Origin of the sequence: Lysobacter sp. H21R4 (assembly GCF_015277535.1) — a bacterium.
In the GTDB taxonomy this organism is placed as follows: Bacteria; Pseudomonadota; Gammaproteobacteria; order Xanthomonadales; family Xanthomonadaceae; genus Novilysobacter; species Novilysobacter ciconiae.
The window spans coordinates 658,101-676,209 of the sequence record NZ_CP063772.1; the positions used below are offsets into that span (position 1 = coordinate 658,101).

Sequence of the window (18,109 nt, forward strand, 5' to 3'; positions counted from 1 at the left end):
CTGGGGCAATGCCCATCGAAGCCGCTCCCGACACGCTTCCCCTGTTCCCGCTGCCCACGGTGCTCCTGCCGGGCGCGCCGCTGGGACTGAGGGTGTTCGAGCCGCGCTACCTGGACATGATCCGCGAGTGCGGCCGCAACGAGTCGGGATTCGGCGTCTGCCTGATCCTGGAGGACGAGGGCGACGGCAAGGCCCGGGGCGCCGCGGCGGCTTACGGCACCGAAGCGCGCATCGAGGATTTCGACCTGGGTGAAGACGGCCTGCTCACGCTGCAGGTGCGCGGGACACGCCGGTTCCGGGTGCGCGATGTGCGCATCCGCGACAATGGCCTGCAGGTTGCGCGGATCGACTGGTGCGAGCCGGAGCCCGTATCCCTGCTGTCGCCCGAACACGGCCTGCTGTCGACCTTGTTGCGCGGCATCCTGGAGCGCTTCGGCGGCGAGTACGCCAAGGCCGATCAGGCCCTGTTCGATGACGCGTCGTGGATCGGCTGGCGGCTGGCCGAGCTGTTGCCGCTGGAGGATGAGCAACGCCAGCAGCTGTTGCAGATCGACGATCCCGATGAGCGCCTGGACCGCCTGCTGGTGCTGTTGCCCGACGAAACCTGAGGCCGGGTCCAGCGCCGGTCAGGGCCCGGTGCGCACGCGCAGCACGTTGACGCCGTTGTTTGGGTGCAGGCCCTGCTGCATGTCGAAGCCCTCCAGGGCGGCAGTCACCAGCGCGTGGGCCTCGCCGTCGTGTGGTCGCGGCAGCCACAACACCGCCGCGCCGAGCGGCTTGGCCAGGTGCAGGGTCTGGGTCGTGCCCAGCCACAGCGGCGCGCCGTCTTCCAGCAGTACCGGCGCCGACCACAGCCGCAGCGCATAGCGCTCGTGCGGAATGCGCCCGGGATGGAGCATCAGCAGGCTTTCGGCGTGCGCATCCAAGGTGGCCGGCAGGACCACCTGCTCGCCAATCGGCGTGTCGTCGTCCAGCAGGTTGAGCGTCGCGGCCCAGTCCGCCTGCGGCTGGACCTGCCAGCCGGCGGCTTCCAGGGCGGCCTGCAGCGGCGCCAGTGAGCCGGCGACCTGGACGTCCAGCGGCCAGCGGCGGCGGGGGTCGTTTTCGTTGCGTTGCGCTGGAAGGTTAGTCCAGCCGTCGCGCCACCAGGTGTCGCGTTCCACGTAGGTGGTCGGCGCGGCGGGCTCGAACAAGGGCAGCAGCCGGTCGGCTGCGCCCGGTGCGTGCCACAGGCCCGCGGCGATGAACGTGATGTAGAACACCGCCGCCAGCGGGCGCATCCAGAACGAGCGGGCGACATGGCTGCGATAGGCGATCCCCAGGATCAGCAGCCAGACCAGGCCGAACAGCGCGCTGCCGATCAGGTCGCTGAACCAGTGCGCGCCCAGATACAGTCGCGCGAAGGCCACCACCGCGGTGATCACGCCCGCCAGCAGGTAGGGCCAGACGCGCTTGCGCCCCGGCAATTCGCGCGCGATGAGCACAGCGAAGAAGCCGAACACGATGGTCGTCATCGTCACCGTCACCGACGGAAATCCGAAACCTGCGGGCGCGGTCGGCGGGCGCGGCATGTCGATCACCGCCTCCAGCAGCGCGGTCAATGCCAAACCGAACACCAGCGCAGCCAGCCAGTGCGCGGCGGCCATCCAGCGCCGCCGCCACAACAGGTAGGCCAGCGCCACGGCCGCGGCGGAGCCCAGCACCTGCATGTCGCCCAGGCTCGCCAGGCCGGCCATCAGCCCATCGGCGAGCGGGTTGCGCAACCCGTACATCACCGCGTTGATGTGGTGGTCGATCACCAATGGGCCGCCGCTGGCGAGCAGGGTCGCCAACAGCGCAAAGCAGCCCCAGCTGATCGCCAGCAGGGAGACCGCCAGCATCGCCAGCGAGGCGGACTCGGGGCGGTTCGGGTCGACCAGGGCGCGCGCGTAGCGGCCCAGCTTGGGATGGCGGCGGGTCCACGCCAGCAAACGCGCGAGCGACACGTCGGCATTCTGGGCGAACCAGCGCCAGCTGTAGAGCACCATCGCCCAGACCAGCGCCACCGCGACGGCCAGTCCGCCCAGGGCGAGCGCAAGCCGGTCGGCCACTGCTGCGACCGCGTCGTAGGAAGCGCCGAGCACCCAACCCGGGGCGAGGAACAGCCCGGCCCACACCAGCGCGGCGAACGCGCTGGGGATCGCGTAGCGCTTGACCGGCATGTGCAGCATGCCGGCGATGGCGGGCACGAATGGGCGCACCGCGCCGACGAAGCGCGCGATCAGGATGCTTTTGACGCCGTGGCGGCGGAACATCGTCTCGCCGCGATCCAGCCATTGCGGGTAGCGCAGGAACGGCCAATGCGCGCGCAGCCGCTGCGGCCCAAGGTGGCGGCCGAACCAGTAACTCAAGCCATCGCCGGCAAATGCGCCGGCTGCAGCGCATACCAGGGCATACGGTCCGTTGACGTGGCCCAGGCCGATCAGCGCGCCCGCGGCGAACAGCAGCGGCAGGGCCGGTACCACGATGCCGACGATCACCAGCGCGTCGCAGAAGGCGATCAGGAAGATGAGCGCGCCGGCTGCGATGGGATGGGTACCGATCCACTCGGTAATGGTTTCGAGCCACGCGGAATTCATCGCCGCATTATGGCAGCGGCCAGCGCGACGGGCGCATGCAAAGAGGTCGCCATGGCGCGCGCTGGAGGCAAGTCCGTAGACTTGCGCTCCATGTCCATCAGCAAACCTCCGTTGGATACCGCCGACGCAGCCGTCGAGATCGAGGCGCTCAAGGCCGACAGCTTCGGCCGCATCTCCCTGATGCGCGATCCGCAGGGCGTGTTCGTGCGCCGCGATCTGGGCCATGTGCCGCTGTGGCTGCGATTGCCGGCGTGGTGGCTGGCGCGGCGCGAGGCGCGCGGTTTGCAGCGTGTCATCGGCATGCAGGATGTGCCGCTTCTGCTCAACTGGGATGGCCGCCGGCTCGACCGCAGCTACATGGCAGGCGCGCCGATGTACCTGGCGCCGCCGCACGACGACCTGGCCTACTTCCGTCAGGCGCGCCGGCTTTTGCGGCAACTGCACCGCTGCGGGCTGGCCCACAACGACCTGGCCAAGGAGGCCAACTGGCTGGTCCTGGACGACGGCCGCCCCGGCATCATCGACTTCCAGCTGGCGGTCCGCGGCAACCCGCGCTCGCGATGGATGCGCCTGCTTGCACGCGAGGACCTGCGCCATCTGCTCAAGCACAAGCGCACTTACTGCCCGCAGCACATCACGCCGGTGGAGCGGCGCGTGCTCAAGCGCCATTCGTGGGTGCGCGACGCGTGGTTCGCCACCGGCAAGCCGGTCTATCGGTTCGTCACCCGACGCTTGCTGAAGTGGGAAGACAACGAGGGCCGCGGCCCGCAGCCGTGACAGGGCGATCCGCTGATCGACGCGGCTGATCGACTGCGCTGATCCCGGGACGCCGGCCTACAATGGCCACCTTCCCTCACCAGTCGAGCTGCCATGTCCAGCCTGTCCGGCAAGACCCTGTTCATTACCGGCGCCTCGCGCGGCATCGGTCGCGCCATCGCGCTTCGCGCCGCGCGTGACGGCGCCAATGTCGCCATCGCGTCCAAGTCCTCCACGCCCAACCCGAAGCTGGCCGGCACGATCCATTCGGTCGCCGCCGAGGTGGACGCCGCCGGCGGCAAAGGGATCGCGCTCAAGTGCGATATCCGCGATGAGGACCAGGTCCTGGCCGCCGTCGCGGCAACCGTGGAAGCGTTCGGCGGGATCGACATCCTGGTCAACAACGCCAGCGCGATCTGGCTGCGCGGCACGCTCGACACGCCGATGAAGCGTTTCGACCTGATGCAGCAGGTGAATGCGCGCGGCAGCTTCCTGTGCGCGCAGGCCTGCCTGCCGCACCTGCTGAAGGCGCCCAACCCGCACATCCTCAGTCTCGCGCCGCCGCCCAGCCTGGACCCCAAGTGGTGGGGCCCGCACACCGGCTACACGCTCGCCAAGATGGGGATGAGCTTCGTGACCATCGGCCTGGCCGCCGAATTCGGCCCGCAGGGTGTCGCCGTCAACGCGCTCTGGCCGCGCACGATCATCGCCACCGACGCGCTGAACATGATTCCCGGCGTCGACATGGCTGGCTGCCGCACCCCGGAGATCGTCGCCGATGCCGCCCACGCCGTCCTGGTGCGCGAGGCCGCCGGGTTCCATGGCCAGTTCCTGATCGACGACGACGTGCTGGCCGAGGCCGGAGTGGAGGACTTCTCCGGCTACGCGGTTGATCCATCGCGCGAACTCCTGCCCGACCTGTTCCTGTAGCCGGGTCCACACCGATCCATCGCGCGCTTTTCGCGCCAATGAGGAGAATTCGATGAAGTACCTGCACGCGATGCTGCGCGTCCATGACTTGGACGCGACCAGCCGGTTTTTCACCGAAGGCCTGGGGCTGAAGCAGACCCGGCGGATGGACAGCGAGGAGGGCCAATTCACCCTCGTGTATTTTGGCGCGCCGGAGAATCCGGACGCCGAGATCGAGCTGACCCACAACTGGGGATCCGACGAGGATTACGGCAATGCCCGCAATTTCGGCCACCTCGCCTTTGAAGTCGACGACATCTACGCGACCTGCGCGCACCTGCAGTCGCTGGGCGTGACCATCAACCGTCCGCCGCGCGATGGACGGATGGCGTTCGTGCTCTCACCGGACCGGATCTCCATCGAGTTGCTGCAGAAAGGCGAGCGCCTGCCGCCTGCGGAGCCGTGGGCTTCAATGCCCAATACCGGCCAGTGGTAGCGGCTCGCCGCTCAGTCCATCAGCTCCGGTAGCGCCCCGCCGCAACGGCGGCAGTAGCGCGCATCCGGCTCGTGCCCTTCCAGCCCGCACACCGGGCAGCCACGGTTGTCATGGCGCTCGCGCTCGTTGCCTTTTGCCCGGCGCATGCTGGTGGCCAGTTCGGCGGTATAGATCCCGGTCGGCACGGCGATGATGCTGTAGCCGATCAGGATCAGGGTAGAGGTGATCAAGCGGCCGATGCCGGTCTGTGGCGCGAGATCGCCGAAGCCCACCGTGGCCATGGTCACGATCGCCCAGTACATCCCGGTCGGGATGGTGCTGAAGCCGTACTCGGGGCCTTCGATGACGTACATCAGGGCGCCGAAGATCAACGCGATCGTCAGCAGCACACTGACGAACAGGAAGATCTTGCGCCGGCTGCGCCACAGTGCGCCGGTCAGGACACTGCCTTCCTCGACGTAGCGGGTCAGCTTGAGGATCCGGAACACGCGCAGCACCCGCAGGATCCGCACCACCAGCAAGGCCTGCGTGCCCGGCAGGAAAAACGACAGGTAGGTCGGCAGGATCGACAGCAGATCGATCACGCCCCACATGCTCAGCGCGTATCGAAGCGGGCGCTTTACCACCACCAGCCGCAACAGGTATTCGGCGGTGAACACCAGGGTGAAGCCCCACTCGATCCGGTACAGGGCCTGGGCGTGGTCGATGTGCAGCCACGGATCGCTGTCGAGCATGATCACGATCACGCTGGCGAGGATCGTCAGGATCAGCAGCAGGTCGAAGTTGCGCGCCGGCGGGGTGTCGTGGTGGTAGATGATCTCGAACCAGCGCCGCCGCCAGCCGCTTTCGGTGGCGGGGTTGAGTTGAGGCGTGAACAACAGGCGCATCGCGTTCCTCCAAGGGCGCCGCTACCGGCATGTCGGGCAAGCCGGAGGGCGCGTGTATCGGGGAGAATACCTGCTCGCCCACCGCACACCCGAGCGCCATGACCGATCCCGCCCAACTGCACCAGCTCAGCGAGCGCTACTACCTGCCGGTCTACCGGCCGCATCCGATCGTGCTCGACCGCGGCCAGGGCTCACGCGTGTGGGACAGCGCCGGTCGGGAATACGTCGACTTCGGCGCCGGCATCGCGGTCAATGCGCTGGGCCATGCGCATCCGGCGCTGATTGCCGCGCTGACCGCGCAGGCCGCCAAGCTGTGGCACACCAGCAACGTGTTTGTCAGCGAGCCGCCGCTGAAGCTGGCCCAGGCCCTGGTGGACGCGGCGGGTTTCGCCGAGCAGGTGTTCTTCTGCAACTCCGGTGCGGAGGCCAACGAGGCGGCGATCAAGCTGGCGCGGCAATGGGCGGCCGGGCAAGGCCGCGCGCCCGACAGGCGCGTGATCCTGACCTTCCGCGGCGGATTTCACGGACGCACCCTGGCGACGGTGACGGCCACCGCGCAACCCAAATGCCAGGCCGGTTTCGAGCCGCTACCGGGCGGCTTCCGCTACAGCGATTTCAACGACCTGCAGGCCGCCGAAGCCGCGATGGCTGCCGGCGACGTGAGCGCGGTGCTGGTCGAGCCGGTCCAGGGCGAGGGCGGGGTGACGCCGGCGACCGACGACTTCCTGCACGGCCTGCGGACCCTGTGCGATCGCCACGGCGCGTTGCTGATGCTGGACGAGATCCAGTGCGGCATGGGGCGCACCGGCACGCTTTTCGCGTGCGACGGCTACGGCGTGCGCCCCGACGTGGTGACCCTGGCGAAGGCGCTGGGAGCCGGCTTTCCGATCGGCGCGATGCTGGTCGGCCCCGCCGCAGCCGGAGGCATGGGCTTCGGCCAGCACGGCAGCACCTTCGGCGGCAACCCCTTGGCCGCTGCGGTGGCGCTGGTGGCGCTGCGGGAAATCGCATCCCCAAGCGTGCTGGCGAACGTGGCGCGTCAGGCGCAGGCGCTGCGAGCCGGCCTGGACGACATCAACCGGGACCTGGGCGTATTCGACGAGATCCGCGGTCGTGGGTTGATGGTGGGTGCCCAGCTGCGCTCGGACCGGGCCGGCGAGGCGAGCGCCATCCTTGGGCTCTGTCTGGAGCACGGCCTGCTGTTGCTGCAGGCGGGACCGGATGTGCTGCGCTTCGTGCCGGCACTGAACATCCGCGATGAGGACGTGGCCGAGGGCTTGCAGCGCCTGCGGCAGGCGCTTGAGGCGCATGTGGGTGCGATGCGGGATGCGACGCCGGGTGCCTTACCGGGCGCGACGCTGGGTACGACGAAGTAGATCCGCAGGCGATATTTCGACCGTGACGCGCCGCTGGCACCGGGCGTGAGCGGCCTGGGCAGAATGACGCGCAACTCCCGCGACGACGCCCAGGCCGCCGCCGCGGAATCACACCGTCAAGCCGCGGCAACCTCGGCGAATGCTCCGCGCGCCGCTTCCAGGGTCTCGGCGATTTCCGCCTCCCCGTGGGCACTGGACATGAAGCCGGCCTCGAACGCCGACGGCGCCAAGTAGACGCCGCGATCCAGCATGGCGTGGAAGAGCCGGCCAAAGCGCTTCGCATCCGACGCCGCCGAGTCCTCGAAGGTCTCCACCGGACCCTCGCGGAAATACAGGCCGAACATGGCTGGCGCACGCGTCGTGTGGAACGCGACGCCCGCCTCGCGCGCAATCGCCTCCAGGCCGTCGCAGAGCGCATTGGTGCTCGCCTCCAGCGCCGCATGGAAGCCCGGCGCCTGGATCAGCTCCAGCGTGGCCAGCCCGGCCGCCATCGCGACGGGATTGCCGCTCAGCGTGCCCGCCTGGTAGATCGGTCCGCTGGGCGCCACCTGGCTCATCAGGTCGCGCCGCCCACCGTAGGCACCGACCGGCATGCCGCCGCCGATGATCTTGCCGAAGGTGCTCAGGTCCGGGGTAATGCCGTAGCGTTGCTGGGCACCGCCCAGCGCCACGCGGAAACCGGTCATCACCTCGTCGAAGATCAGCAGCGCACCGTGGCGCGTGCACAGGTCGCGCAGGTGTTGCAGGTAGCCCTCGCGCGGCAGGATGCAGTTCGCATTGCCTACGATCGGCTCGATGATCAGCCCGGCGATTTCCTCGCCAACTTCGTCAAACAGCGCGGTCGCCGCGTCGAAATCGTTGTAGGGCAGGGTAAGGGTGAGGTCGGCCAGCGCCTTGGGCACGCCCGGGGAGTTGGGCAGGCCGAACGTCAGTGCGCCGCTGCCGGCCTTGACCAGGAAGCTGTCGCCATGGCCGTGGTAGCAGCCCTCGAACTTGACGATCCGCGAGCGCCCGGTGGCGCCGCGCGCCACCCGGATCGCGGACAGCGTCGCCTCGGTGCCGGAGTTCACCATCCGCAGCATCTCCATCGAGGGCACGATACGGCTGATCGCCTCGGCCATCTCCACTTCCAGCGCGTTGGGCACGCCGAAGCTGAGCCCGTCACGCATGGTCCGCGCGACCGCATCCAGCACCTGCGGATGCGCGTGGCCGGCGATCATCGGGCCCCAGGAGCCGACATAGTCGATGTAGCGGTTGCCGTCGACGTCGAACAGGTGCGGCCCCAGTGCGCGCGCAGCAAAAAACGGCTCGCCGCCAACCGACTTGAATGCGCGTACCGGCGAGTTGACGCCACCGGGAAGCAGCTCGGCGGCGCGGGCGAAGAGGGCATGCGAACGGTCGTGGATCATCGATTTACTCACAGGAAGCGGGTTGGGCGCGGAAGATCGGTCGGTGCTGGTGCGGGGCGCCATCAGGGCGCTTTGCCCCCGGGCGCGGTAGTGGGACAATCAGGACTCTCCGCGCAGCATTATCCCACCATGACCGAGATCGCGACTTCCGCCGAATACCGCACCTGGATGTGCGTGGTTTGCGGGTTCATGTACGAAGAAGCCGACGGCCTCCCAGAGGAGGGCATTGCTCCTGGCACCCGTTGGGAGGATGTCCCCGACACCTGGACCTGCCCGGACTGTGGCGTGACCAAGGATGACTTCGAGATGATCGAGGTCTAGCGCTTTCGGCCCGCGCTGGTGTCCGGCACGGCAATCGCCGGCGAAACGCCCAACACGGCCCCGTTGCGCAGCCCAATCTTCGCCGCCTCGCCGGCGTTGAGCTCCAGAACGAACCGCGCGGGTGCCTCGCTGGGGTAGGGAGGGCAGCGGTCGCCGGCTGAGCACGGCGGCACGTCACGTTGCTGGGATACAAGGCGGCGCTCGTTGTCGAAGTAGAGGATGTCCAGCGGTATACGGGTGTTTTTCATCCAGTACGCCTGCGGCGCCTGCTCCTCGTGGATGAAGAGCATTCCATGTCCGTCTTCCAGGGAATCCCGGTACATCAGGCCCTGCGCACGGCTGGCCGCATCCGCCGCGACCTCCACCTGGTAGCGCGTGCCCTCCAGTTCGACCCACCGGTCCATGCCCGATGCGCAACCCGACAACAGCCATCCAAGCAGTACAGCCAATGCCATCCGTCCCGCGTGTGCCATGCGCCGATCCATCCCTATAGAGTTCGATGGCGACCTTCCGGCACCTTCGGGCGCTGCGTCAAGCGTCTGTTGCGCAAGCCCGGGCGGCGCAATCCGCGCCTGAAACGCAAGATTCGCGGAATATTTCCTCCCACCCCTTCACAACCCCGTCGCATCGGTGCATACTTTGCGGCCCGCCCCGGTTTGGACGACGCGGCAGGGTGAAGCGCCCGGTTCAGGTTTGGTTGTTGACGAACGGGAAAAAGGCGCTAAGATGGTCGGCTCGCCACAGCGCATAGCGCCGAAGCGGGTTCAGCGGAAACCGGATGTGACGAAGTTGTTGACGTCCCCTTGATCCGCTGTATGATGTGCGGCTCCCTTGGCGGCTTCGGCAGCAAGGTTCGGAACGCGGCGTTGAGGCCGGTTCCACGATCTTTGACAGTGTGCGCAGGTGACTTGTGCGGGCGTCTGGCCGGTGGACGGTTGTCCATTAGCAGATGTTCGACACAGTCCAAATGAAACAGATGCAGGCATCGCAAGATGCGTGTGAATGAGTTGTTTGGGTCTGGATAGACACTGCACTCAAAGCATAGGCACGGCCTTCGGGTCGCGTCGCAATACTTAAGTGAAGAGTTTGATCCTGGCTCAGAGTGAACGCTGGCGGCAGGCCTAACACATGCAAGTCGAACGGCAGCACAGTAAGAGCTTGCTCTTACGGGTGGCGAGTGGCGGACGGGTGAGGAATACGTCGGAATCTGCCTTTTTGTGGGGGATAACGTAGGGAAACTTACGCTAATACCGCATACGACCTACGGGTGAAAGCGGAGGACCTTCGGGCTTCGCGCAGAAAGATGAGCCGACGTCGGATTAGCTAGTTGGAGGGGTAATGGCCCACCAAGGCGACGATCCGTAGCTGGTCTGAGAGGATGATCAGCCACACTGGGACTGAGACACGGCCCAGACTCCTACGGGAGGCAGCAGTGGGGAATATTGGACAATGGGCGAAAGCCTGATCCAGCCATGCCGCGTGTGTGAAGAAGGCCTTCGGGTTGTAAAGCACTTTTGTACGGGAAGAAAAGCAACCGGTTAATACCCGGTTGTTCTGACGGTACCGTAAGAATAAGCACCGGCTAACTTCGTGCCAGCAGCCGCGGTAATACGAAGGGTGCAAGCGTTACTCGGAATTACTGGGCGTAAAGCGTGCGTAGGTGGTCTGTTAAGTCTGATGTGAAAGCCCTGGGCTCAACCTGGGAATGGCATTGGATACTGGCAGTCTAGAGTGTGGGAGAGGGTAGTGGAATTCCCGGTGTAGCAGTGAAATGCGTAGATATCGGGAGGAACATCCGTGGCGAAGGCGACTACCTGGACCAACACTGACACTGAGGCACGAAAGCGTGGGGAGCAAACAGGATTAGATACCCTGGTAGTCCACGCCCTAAACGATGCGAACTGGATGTTGGGGACAATTGAGTCTTCAGTATCGAAGCTAACGCGTTAAGTTCGCCGCCTGGGAAGTACGGTCGCAAGACTGAAACTCAAAGGAATTGACGGGGGCCCGCACAAGCGGTGGAGTATGTGGTTTAATTCGATGCAACGCGAAGAACCTTACCTGGCCTTGACATGCACGGAACTTTCCAGAGATGGATTGGTGCCTTCGGGAACCGTGACACAGGTGCTGCATGGCTGTCGTCAGCTCGTGTCGTGAGATGTTGGGTTAAGTCCCGCAACGAGCGCAACCCTTGTCCTTAGTTGCCAGCACGTAATGGTGGGAACTCTAAGGAGACCGCCGGTGACAAACCGGAGGAAGGTGGGGATGACGTCAAGTCATCATGGCCCTTACGGCCAGGGCTACACACGTACTACAATGGTGGGGACAGAGGGCTGCAAACTCGCGAGAGCTAGCCAATCCCAGAAACCCCATCTCAGTCCGGATTGGAGTCTGCAACTCGACTCCATGAAGTCGGAATCGCTAGTAATCGCAGATCAGAATTGCTGCGGTGAATACGTTCCCGGGCCTTGTACACACCGCCCGTCACACCATGGGAGTGGGTTGCTCCAGAAGTAGCTAGTCTAACCCTCGGGAGGACGGTTACCACGGAGTGATTCATGACTGGGGTGAAGTCGTAACAAGGTAGCCGTATCGGAAGGTGCGGCTGGATCACCTCCTTAGAGACATAAAGGCAGCACCAAGCCTGTCAGGCGTCCGCACAAGTGACCTGCATTCAGAGTTCCGGTTGATCGCAAGATCAATGCGGGAGCGTCCGTTTTTGCGTTATGGCCTTGGCCGCCACGTGGATTAGCACGGGGCTTTAGCTCAGCTGGGAGAGCACCTGCTTTGCAAGCAGGGGGTCGTCGGTTCGATCCCGACAAGCTCCACCACGTTGATGTCCTGTAGCGCTCGACTTTTGGGTCTGTAGCTCAGGTGGTTAGAGCGCACCCCTGATAAGGGTGAGGCCGGTGGTTCGAGTCCTCCCAGACCCACCAAACCAGGCTTCCTGGACACTCTGAATGAGACTGCGCACACACACATAGATTTGAAGCGGATGGGCATTGTGGCCGATTCGCGTTCTTTGAAAATTGGGACGTAGCGAGCGTTTTGAGACGGAATGTCCATGACGTGTCGTAGAGGCTAAGGCGGGGGACTTGATCCCCTAATATTTGAAGTGAGACGTTGTGTTCGTGCAACGTATGACTCTGAGGCGACTTGGGGTTATATGGTCAAGCGAATAAGCGCACACGGTGGATGCCTTGGCGGTCAGAGGCGATGAAGGACGTGACAGCCTGCGAAAAGCACGGGGGAGCTGGCAATAAGCATTGATCCCGTGATGTCCGAATGGGGAAACCCACTGCGCAAGCAGTATTGCATGGTGAATACATAGCCATGCAAGGCGAACCCGGTGAACTGAAATATCTAAGTAACCGGAGGAAAAGAAATCAACCGAGATTCCCTGAGTAGTGACGAGCGAACGGGGAACAGCCCTTAAGTTGATTGAGTTTTAGCAGAACAACCTGGAAAGGTTGGCCATAGACGGTGACAGCCCGGTACGCGAAAAGGCTCTTTCAATGAAAACGAGTAGGGCGGGGCACGAGAAACCCTGTCTGAACATGGGGGGACCATCCTCCAAGGCTAAATACTACTGACCGACCGATAGTGAACCAGTACCGTGAGGGAAAGGCGAAAAGAACCCTGGTGAAGGGAGTGAAATAGACCCTGAAACCGTGTGCGTACAAGCAGTAGGAGCCCTTCGGGGTGACTGCGTACCTTTTGTATAATGGGTCAGCGACTTACAGTTCGTGGCAAGCTTAACCGTATAGGGGAGGCGAAGGGAAACCGAGTCTGAATAGGGCGCATAGTCGCGGGCTGTAGACCCGAAACCGGGTGATCTAGTCATGCCCAGGGTGAAGGTACCGTAACAGGTACTGGAGGCCCGAACCCACTCCCGTTGCAAAGGTAGGGGATGAGGTGTGATTAGGAGTGAAAAGCTAATCGAACCCGGAGATAGCTGGTTCTCCTCGAAAGCTATTTAGGTAGCGCCTCGGACGAATACTGCTGGGGGTAGAGCACTGTTATGGCTAGGGGGTCATTGCGACTTACCAACCCATGGCAAACTCCGAATACCAGCACGTACTATCCGGGAGACACACGGCGGGTGCTAACGTCCGTCGTGAAAAGGGAAACAACCCAGACCCACAGCTAAGGTCCCCAATCAGTGCTGAGTGGAAAACGATGTGGAAAGGCACAGACAGCCAGGAGGTTGGCTTAGAAGCAGCCATCCTTTAAAGAAAGCGTAATAGCTCACTGGTCGAGTCGGTCTGCGCGGAAGATTTAACGGGGCTAAGCATTGAACCGAAGCTTGGGGTGCATACTTTGTATGCGCGGTAGAGGAGCGTTCCGTAAGCCGTTGAAGGTGGATTGAGAAGTCTGCTGGAGGTATCGGAAGTGCGAATGCTGACATGAGTAACGATAATGCGGGTGAAAAACCCGCACGCCGAAAGCCCAAGGTTTCCTTGCGCAATGTTAATCAACGCAGGGTGAGTCGGCCCCTAAGGCGAGGCAGAAATGCGTAGTCGATGGGAAGCAGGTTAATATTCCTGCACCTCGCGTAAGTGCGATGGAGGGACGGAGAAGGTTAGGTATACCGGGCGTTGGTTGTCCCGGGGAAAGCAGGTAGGCGGATCCCTTAGGCAAATCCGGGGGGTCATCAACGCCGAGCAGCGAGACCAGTCCATTAGGACGAAGTTACCGATACCACGCTTCCAGGAAAAGCTCCTAAGCTTCAGCTTACGCAGACCGTACCGTAAACCGACACAGGTGGGCAGGATGAGAATTCTCAGGCGCTTGAGAGAACTCGGGTGAAGGAACTAGGCAACATGGCACCGTAACTTCGGGAGAAGGTGCACCCCTGATGGTGGCTCATGCGAGCTATAGCTGTCGGGGGTCGCAGTAACCAGGCCGCTGCGACTGTTTATCAAAAACACAGCACTCTGCAAACACGAAAGTGGACGTATAGGGTGTGACGCCTGCCCGGTGCTGGAAGGTTAATTGATGGGGTCAGCCGCAAGGCGAAGCTCTTGATCGAAGCCCCAGTAAACGGCGGCCGTAACTATAACGGTCCTAAGGTAGCGAAATTCCTTGTCGGGTAAGTTCCGACCTGCACGAATGGCGTAACGATGGCGGCGCTGTCTCCACCCGAGACTCAGTGAAATTGAAATCGCTGTGAAGATGCAGCGTTCCCGTGGCAAGACGGAAAGACCCCGTGAACCTTTACTATAGCTTTACACTGAACGTTGAGTTCGTCTGTGTAGGATAGGTGGGAGGCTGTGAAACCAGGACGCTAGTTCTGGTGGAGCCAACCTTGAAATACCACCCTGACGTGCTTGACGTTCTAACCTAGGTCCGTTATCCGGATCGGGGACCGTGTATGGTGGGTAGTTTGACTGGGGCGGTCTCCTCCCAAAGTGTAACGGAGGAGCTCGAAGGTACGCTCAGCGCGGTCGGACATCGCGCACTGTGTGCAAAGGCATAAGCGTGCTTGACTGCAAGATCGACGGATCAAGCAGGTAGGAAACTAGGACTTAGTGATCCGGTGGTTCTGTATGGAAGGGCCATCGCTCAACGGATAAAAGGTACTCCGGGGATAACAGGCTGATACCGCCCAAGAGTTCATATCGACGGCGGTGTTTGGCACCTCGATGTCGGCTCATCACATCCTGGGGCTGTAGTCGGTCCCAAGGGTATGGCTGTTCGCCATTTAAAGTGGTACGCGAGCTGGGTTCAGAACGTCGTGAGACAGTTCGGTCCCTATCTGCCATGGGCGTTGGAGATTTGAGAGGGGCTGCTCCTAGTACGAGAGGACCGGAGTGGACGAACCTCTGGTGTTCCGGTTGTCACGCCAGTGGCATTGCCGGGTAGCTATGTTCGGAAGCGATAACCGCTGAAAGCATCTAAGCGGGAAGCGCGCCTCAAGATGAGATCTCCCGGGAGCTTGACTCCCCTGAAGGAACCATCAAGACCAGGTGGTTGATAGGCAGGGTGTGTAAGTGCAGCAATGTATTGAGCTAACCTGTACTAATGATCCGTGTGGCTTGACCATATAACCTCAAGTGGCCTTGGACTCGACGATACGTCGACGACATTCCAGACCAAAAAACTCACTCGCTACGTCCCACCCTATGCAAGCTGGCGCACCCGTGCGCTGCTTCACCCCCTTGCCCAGTGACAATAGCTGTGTGGCACCACCCGATCCCATCCCGAACTCGGAAGTGAAACGCACACGCGCCGATGGTAGTGTGGCTTAAGCCATGCAAGAGTAGGTCATCGCTGGGCATTTACACCAAACGCCGGATCCCACAAGGGTCCGGCGTTTTTCTTTGTGCGCCTAAACGAGGTTGCCCGCCAAACTCGGGCGGAACTCGGGCGGAACTCGTGCGGAACTCTGGCGGAACTCAGGCGGAACTCTGGCGGAACTCTGGCGGAACTCTGGCGGAACGCGCGGGGTTACGGCACCGCCAAGGCGGCCTGTGCCAGCAGGGTGATCACGCACGCCAGGCCGATGAACCAGACGAATGCCGCGCGGCTCACAGCGGCGCATTACGTACAGGCAAAAGAAAGGCGCAGCAGCAGGGTTGCTGGGCGCCATCTCTATCGCTCTCTGAAACTCAGAGGATTTGGGGCGGCTCGCCACCAACAATCACGATGTCTGCAGGACGCCGCGCGAAGAGTCCTACCGCGACCACGCCGGGTATCTGGTTTAGGGCGCTCTCAAGCGCGACCGGGTCGGTGATCGACAGTCCGTGGATGTCGAGAATCAGGTTGCCGTTGTCGGTAACCACGCCGCGCTCGTTCGCGTCCTGGCGCCACACAGGCTGGGCCCGTGTCATGGCGAGTATTTCCCTGGCGACCAGACTGCGCGCCATCGGGATAACCTCGACCGGGAGCGGAAACCTGCCGAGCACATCGACCTGCTTGCTGGGGTCGACGATGCAGACAAACCTGGCGCTGGCTTCGGCGATGATCTTCTCGCGGGTCAGCGCGCCGCCGCCGCCCTTGATCAGTCTTTTGTGCGGGTCGCACTCATCAGCTCCGTCGACGTACAGCGAAAGCGGGCCAGTCGCGTTGAGGTCGTGGATCTCGATCCCTGCGGCTCGCAGCAGCTCGGAGCTCTGTTCGGAGCTCGATACCGCCCCCTTGATGCGGTCCCTCATGCGGCCGAGTGCTTCGATGAAGTGGGCGACGGTCGAGCCGGTGCCGACCCCGATGATGGAGCCCGCTTCGACGTACTCGATGGCTTTTTCTGCGGCGAGCCGTTTGGCTGATGTCATTGCTGCTTACTCGAGTGAGAGGAGGAATTCGTACTGGTCGGACGCGACTGGGAAGACGGAGAGGCGGTTTCCCCTGCGGATCAGCGCAAATTCCTCTCCCAGCTCTTCGGCGTGTGCCTTGATCTCCTCCAGCGGGATGACCCGGCGGAGTTTGCGTTCGAAGCGGATGTCGACCAGTTGCCAGCGAGGCTCTTCCCGCGTCGCCTTGGGGTCGTAATAGTGCGAGTCCGGGTCGAACTGGCTTTCATCCGGATACGCGGTGCTGGCAACGCTTGCGATCCCCGCAATACCCGGAACCTTGGTGTTGGAGTGGTAGAAGAGGACACCATCACCGACCTTCATCCCGTCACGCATGAAGTTCCTTGCCTGGTAGTTGCGCACGCCGTCCCATGGTTCGGTGCCGACGCGTTCAAGGTCATCAATGGAGAAGGCGTCCGGCTCGGACTTCATGAGCCAGTAGCGACGTCGTTTGCTCATCGGTGACTCCGGTCTGGGTCCGTCTCGTCAGGACCGCCACGGTGGTTGAAGGTCCGCGTTGCCGCTTCCGTGCACACCGCGTCAAGCGGCACGTCCCAGGCGGCGGTGGCGATGGCGTCCTGTTGCTGCAGTTGGAACGCCGCCCCGACCAACCACGGTGGAGGATTCCCGTTCTTGCGGAACGCGAAGCTGCGATCGTACCAGCCCGCTCCCATGCCGAGCCGGGCGCCTTGCAGGTCGAAGGCAACCAGCGGCACGACGACAAGCGCCATTGCCTGCGGACGCAGGAGGCTGCTTCGGGAAACATCGGGCTCGGGAATGCCGTAGCGGTTGGTTACCAGTGGGTCGCCCGGGCGCCACGGCGCGAAGCCGAGGTGCTCCCCGTCAAGCACCGGAAGGCAGTAGATGCACTGGCCGGGTAGCTGGAGTTGCCATGCGTGCAGAGCGATTTCGCCGTCCATCGCCCAGTAGCCGGCGACGTACCCGGACTCCGGCGCGAAAGGGAGCGCGAGCAGGTTGACGGCCAGCGCGTCGGCGGCGGCGACGCGTTGCGCGGGCGCCAGATTGCGGCGCTGCTGCCGAAGCCGGTCGCGCAGTTGGCGACGCCGGGCCGCGAATTCATCGGTCATCCTGCAGAAATCCGTTTGATGCGGGCACCGGACCCATGCGCGATCGAGCTGCTGGAAAGGTCTTCACCAGCACCGTCGGCAGGCCTTCTTGCCAATTGCAAGCTTGCCAATTGGAAGCAGGCCAATGGACACAGGACGGGTCCGTTGCCGAAAAAGAGATCCTCCGCCGATGACGATGCGCGCGAAACGACCTTGAACCCGGGGTTCAAGTGGGAACGCTTGGCGGCCTTCGGGCTTTCCGCTACCAGGGCGGACTTGCACTCCGGACTTCCGTTGCATCCCCGCGGTCGCAATTAAGGGCCAAGGCGAATGTTTGCGCACGCTGTCGTCCACAGCAGAGGACGAAGTACAAGTATAGCGCGGCAGAGCGACAACAGCTGACCGGAGGGCGCGGGTCGTTCAGGCGGCAGGGTCGTTGAAGAGACCGTCCAGCTTGCGGTTGAGCTCGCCGACGCTGCGCGAGAGCGCTTTCTCGCGCTGGTCGCTCTCCATCCGCAGCTGCTCCAGGTCGTGCGCAAGGTTCAGCGCCGCCAGCACCGCGACGCGATCCAAGGCGGCCATGCGGTTGCCGCCGCGGATCTCACGCATCTTGCCGTCCAGCATGCGCGCGGCCGCGAGCAGGCTGTCGCGCTCTTCTGGCAGGCAGCCCACCGTGTATTCGCGGTCGAGCAGCCGGATGTTGACCGGTTGGGCGCTGCTCATGTGTGTTGCTCCAGCGACTTGAGGCGGACGATCATGCCTTCCACCCGCGACCTCGCCTGTTCGTTTTTGGCGAGCAGGGCGGCGCGTTCGGCGGAGAGCGTTTCCTGTTGCTGGCGCAGGCTGCGGTTCTCGTCCTGGAGACGGCGCATGCGTTCGGCCAGCAGATCCATTCGATCGAGCAGGGCTTGCATCTCGTTGAGCAATTCGGCGCGATCCATCAACGCACGATAGGCAGCGCTCGACAGGCGGTCAAGG

At 63.5% G+C, this 18,109-nt stretch carries 15 protein-coding genes, 2 tRNA genes, 3 rRNA genes and 1 other RNA gene; 11 read left to right on the forward strand and 10 right to left on the reverse strand.

The genetic code is table 11. From position 1 onward, the window contains the following. The first annotated feature begins 8 nt into the window (after positions 1 to 8). Complete coding sequence (locus INQ40_RS02940; protein ID WP_194341634.1) at positions 9 to 608, forward strand: LON peptidase substrate-binding domain-containing protein; 600 nt, start codon at positions 9 to 11, stop codon at positions 606 to 608. Between the two features lie 18 nt (positions 609 to 626). Here INQ40_RS02940 and INQ40_RS02945 read toward each other — a convergent pair whose 3' ends face one another. Next, positions 627 to 2,618 (reverse strand): bifunctional DedA family/phosphatase PAP2 family protein, encoded by a 1,992-nt coding sequence (locus INQ40_RS02945; protein ID WP_194341636.1) that lies wholly within the window; start codon positions 2,616 to 2,618, stop codon positions 627 to 629. Between the two features lie 90 nt (positions 2,619 to 2,708). Between INQ40_RS02945 and INQ40_RS02950 the strand changes: the two genes are divergently transcribed. The 3 genes from INQ40_RS02950 (at position 2,709) to INQ40_RS02960 (ending at position 4,779) form a co-directional block, all read left to right on the forward strand. After that, positions 2,709 to 3,395 (forward strand): serine/threonine protein kinase, encoded by a 687-nt coding sequence (locus INQ40_RS02950; RefSeq protein WP_194341638.1) that lies wholly within the window; start codon positions 2,709 to 2,711, stop codon positions 3,393 to 3,395. Between the two features lie 93 nt (positions 3,396 to 3,488). Continuing rightward, a complete protein-coding gene (locus INQ40_RS02955; protein WP_194341640.1) occupies positions 3,489 to 4,304 on the forward strand; it encodes an NAD(P)-dependent oxidoreductase in 816 nt (271 codons plus the stop codon). A gap of 52 nt (positions 4,305 to 4,356) precedes the next feature. After that, entirely contained in the window at positions 4,357 to 4,779 is a 423-nt protein-coding gene (locus INQ40_RS02960) for a VOC family protein (protein WP_194341642.1), read from the forward strand. A gap of 11 nt (positions 4,780 to 4,790) precedes the next feature. Here INQ40_RS02960 and INQ40_RS02965 read toward each other — a convergent pair whose 3' ends face one another. Next, positions 4,791 to 5,666, reverse strand: coding sequence for an ion transporter (locus INQ40_RS02965; protein ID WP_193986085.1), 876 nt, complete (start codon positions 5,664 to 5,666; stop codon positions 4,791 to 4,793). Between the two features lie 98 nt (positions 5,667 to 5,764). Here INQ40_RS02965 and INQ40_RS02970 point away from each other — a divergent pair, with 98 nt between their 5' ends. After that, positions 5,765 to 7,042, forward strand: a complete 1,278-nt coding sequence (locus INQ40_RS02970; protein WP_194341644.1) for an acetylornithine/succinylornithine family transaminase — start codon at positions 5,765 to 5,767, stop codon at positions 7,040 to 7,042. Positions 7,043 to 7,158: 116 nt separating this feature from the next. Here INQ40_RS02970 and hemL read toward each other — a convergent pair whose 3' ends face one another. Then, on the reverse strand, positions 7,159 to 8,451 hold the full coding sequence (gene hemL, locus INQ40_RS02975) for a glutamate-1-semialdehyde 2,1-aminomutase (protein ID WP_194341646.1): 1,293 nt from the start codon (positions 8,449 to 8,451) through the stop codon (positions 7,159 to 7,161). A gap of 129 nt (positions 8,452 to 8,580) precedes the next feature. On the opposite strand from hemL, the gene INQ40_RS02980 reads away from it, so the two are divergent. Next, on the forward strand, positions 8,581 to 8,772 hold the full coding sequence (locus INQ40_RS02980; RefSeq protein WP_193986091.1) for a rubredoxin: 192 nt from the start codon (positions 8,581 to 8,583) through the stop codon (positions 8,770 to 8,772). On the opposite strand, the gene INQ40_RS02985 is transcribed toward INQ40_RS02980, so the two are convergent. Next, a complete protein-coding gene (locus INQ40_RS02985; RefSeq protein WP_193987179.1) occupies positions 8,769 to 9,227 on the reverse strand; it encodes a DUF192 domain-containing protein in 459 nt (152 codons plus the stop codon). The two genes, INQ40_RS02980 and INQ40_RS02985, sit on opposite strands and share 4 nt — an antisense overlap. Before the next feature lie 619 nt (positions 9,228 to 9,846). Here INQ40_RS02985 and INQ40_RS02990 point away from each other — a divergent pair. The 5 genes from INQ40_RS02990 (at position 9,847) to rrf (ending at position 15,051) form a co-directional block, all read left to right on the forward strand. Continuing rightward, positions 9,847 to 11,393: ribosomal RNA gene (locus tag INQ40_RS02990) — 16S ribosomal RNA — on the forward strand. A 134-nt stretch (positions 11,394 to 11,527) separates the two neighbouring features. Beyond that, positions 11,528 to 11,603, forward strand: a tRNA-Ala gene (locus INQ40_RS02995). A gap of 28 nt (positions 11,604 to 11,631) precedes the next feature. Then, a tRNA-Ile gene (locus INQ40_RS03000) sits at positions 11,632 to 11,708 on the forward strand. A gap of 232 nt (positions 11,709 to 11,940) precedes the next feature. Beyond that, positions 11,941 to 14,818, forward strand: a 23S ribosomal RNA gene (locus INQ40_RS03005). A 118-nt stretch (positions 14,819 to 14,936) separates the two neighbouring features. Further along, a 5S ribosomal RNA gene (gene rrf / locus INQ40_RS03010) occupies positions 14,937 to 15,051 on the forward strand. Together the 16S, 23S and 5S rRNA genes with 2 tRNA genes alongside form the textbook arrangement of a ribosomal RNA operon. Positions 15,052 to 15,383: 332 nt before the next feature. On the opposite strand, the gene rpiA is transcribed toward rrf, so the two are convergent. The 6 genes from rpiA to INQ40_RS03040 all read right to left on the reverse strand — a co-directional run bounded on the left by rpiA (position 15,384) and on the right by INQ40_RS03040 (position 18,072). After that, positions 15,384 to 16,046 (reverse strand): ribose-5-phosphate isomerase RpiA, encoded by a 663-nt coding sequence (rpiA, locus tag INQ40_RS03015; protein ID WP_194341648.1) that lies wholly within the window; start codon positions 16,044 to 16,046, stop codon positions 15,384 to 15,386. 6 nt (positions 16,047 to 16,052) lie between these two features. Then, positions 16,053 to 16,523 carry an EVE domain-containing protein gene (locus tag INQ40_RS03020; RefSeq protein ID WP_193986103.1) on the reverse strand — a complete coding sequence of 157 codons (471 nt, stop codon included), beginning with the start codon at positions 16,521 to 16,523 and terminating at the stop codon, positions 16,053 to 16,055. After that, positions 16,520 to 17,152, reverse strand: coding sequence for a 5-formyltetrahydrofolate cyclo-ligase (locus INQ40_RS03025; RefSeq protein WP_194341656.1), 633 nt, complete (start codon positions 17,150 to 17,152; stop codon positions 16,520 to 16,522). Before INQ40_RS03025 ends, INQ40_RS03020 begins: the two co-directional genes overlap by 4 nt. 156 nt (positions 17,153 to 17,308) lie before the next feature. After that, a non-coding RNA gene (gene ssrS / locus INQ40_RS03030) (6S RNA) lies at positions 17,309 to 17,496 on the reverse strand. A 55-nt stretch (positions 17,497 to 17,551) separates the two neighbouring features. Continuing rightward, complete coding sequence (locus tag INQ40_RS03035; RefSeq protein WP_194341658.1) at positions 17,552 to 17,854, reverse strand: cell division protein ZapA; 303 nt, start codon at positions 17,852 to 17,854, stop codon at positions 17,552 to 17,554. Then, positions 17,851 to 18,072 carry a TIGR02449 family protein gene (locus INQ40_RS03040; protein WP_193986108.1) on the reverse strand — a complete coding sequence of 74 codons (222 nt, stop codon included), beginning with the start codon at positions 18,070 to 18,072 and terminating at the stop codon, positions 17,851 to 17,853. The genes INQ40_RS03035 and INQ40_RS03040 overlap by 4 nt, the downstream gene beginning before the upstream one ends. Positions 18,073 to 18,109 lie beyond the last annotated feature (37 nt).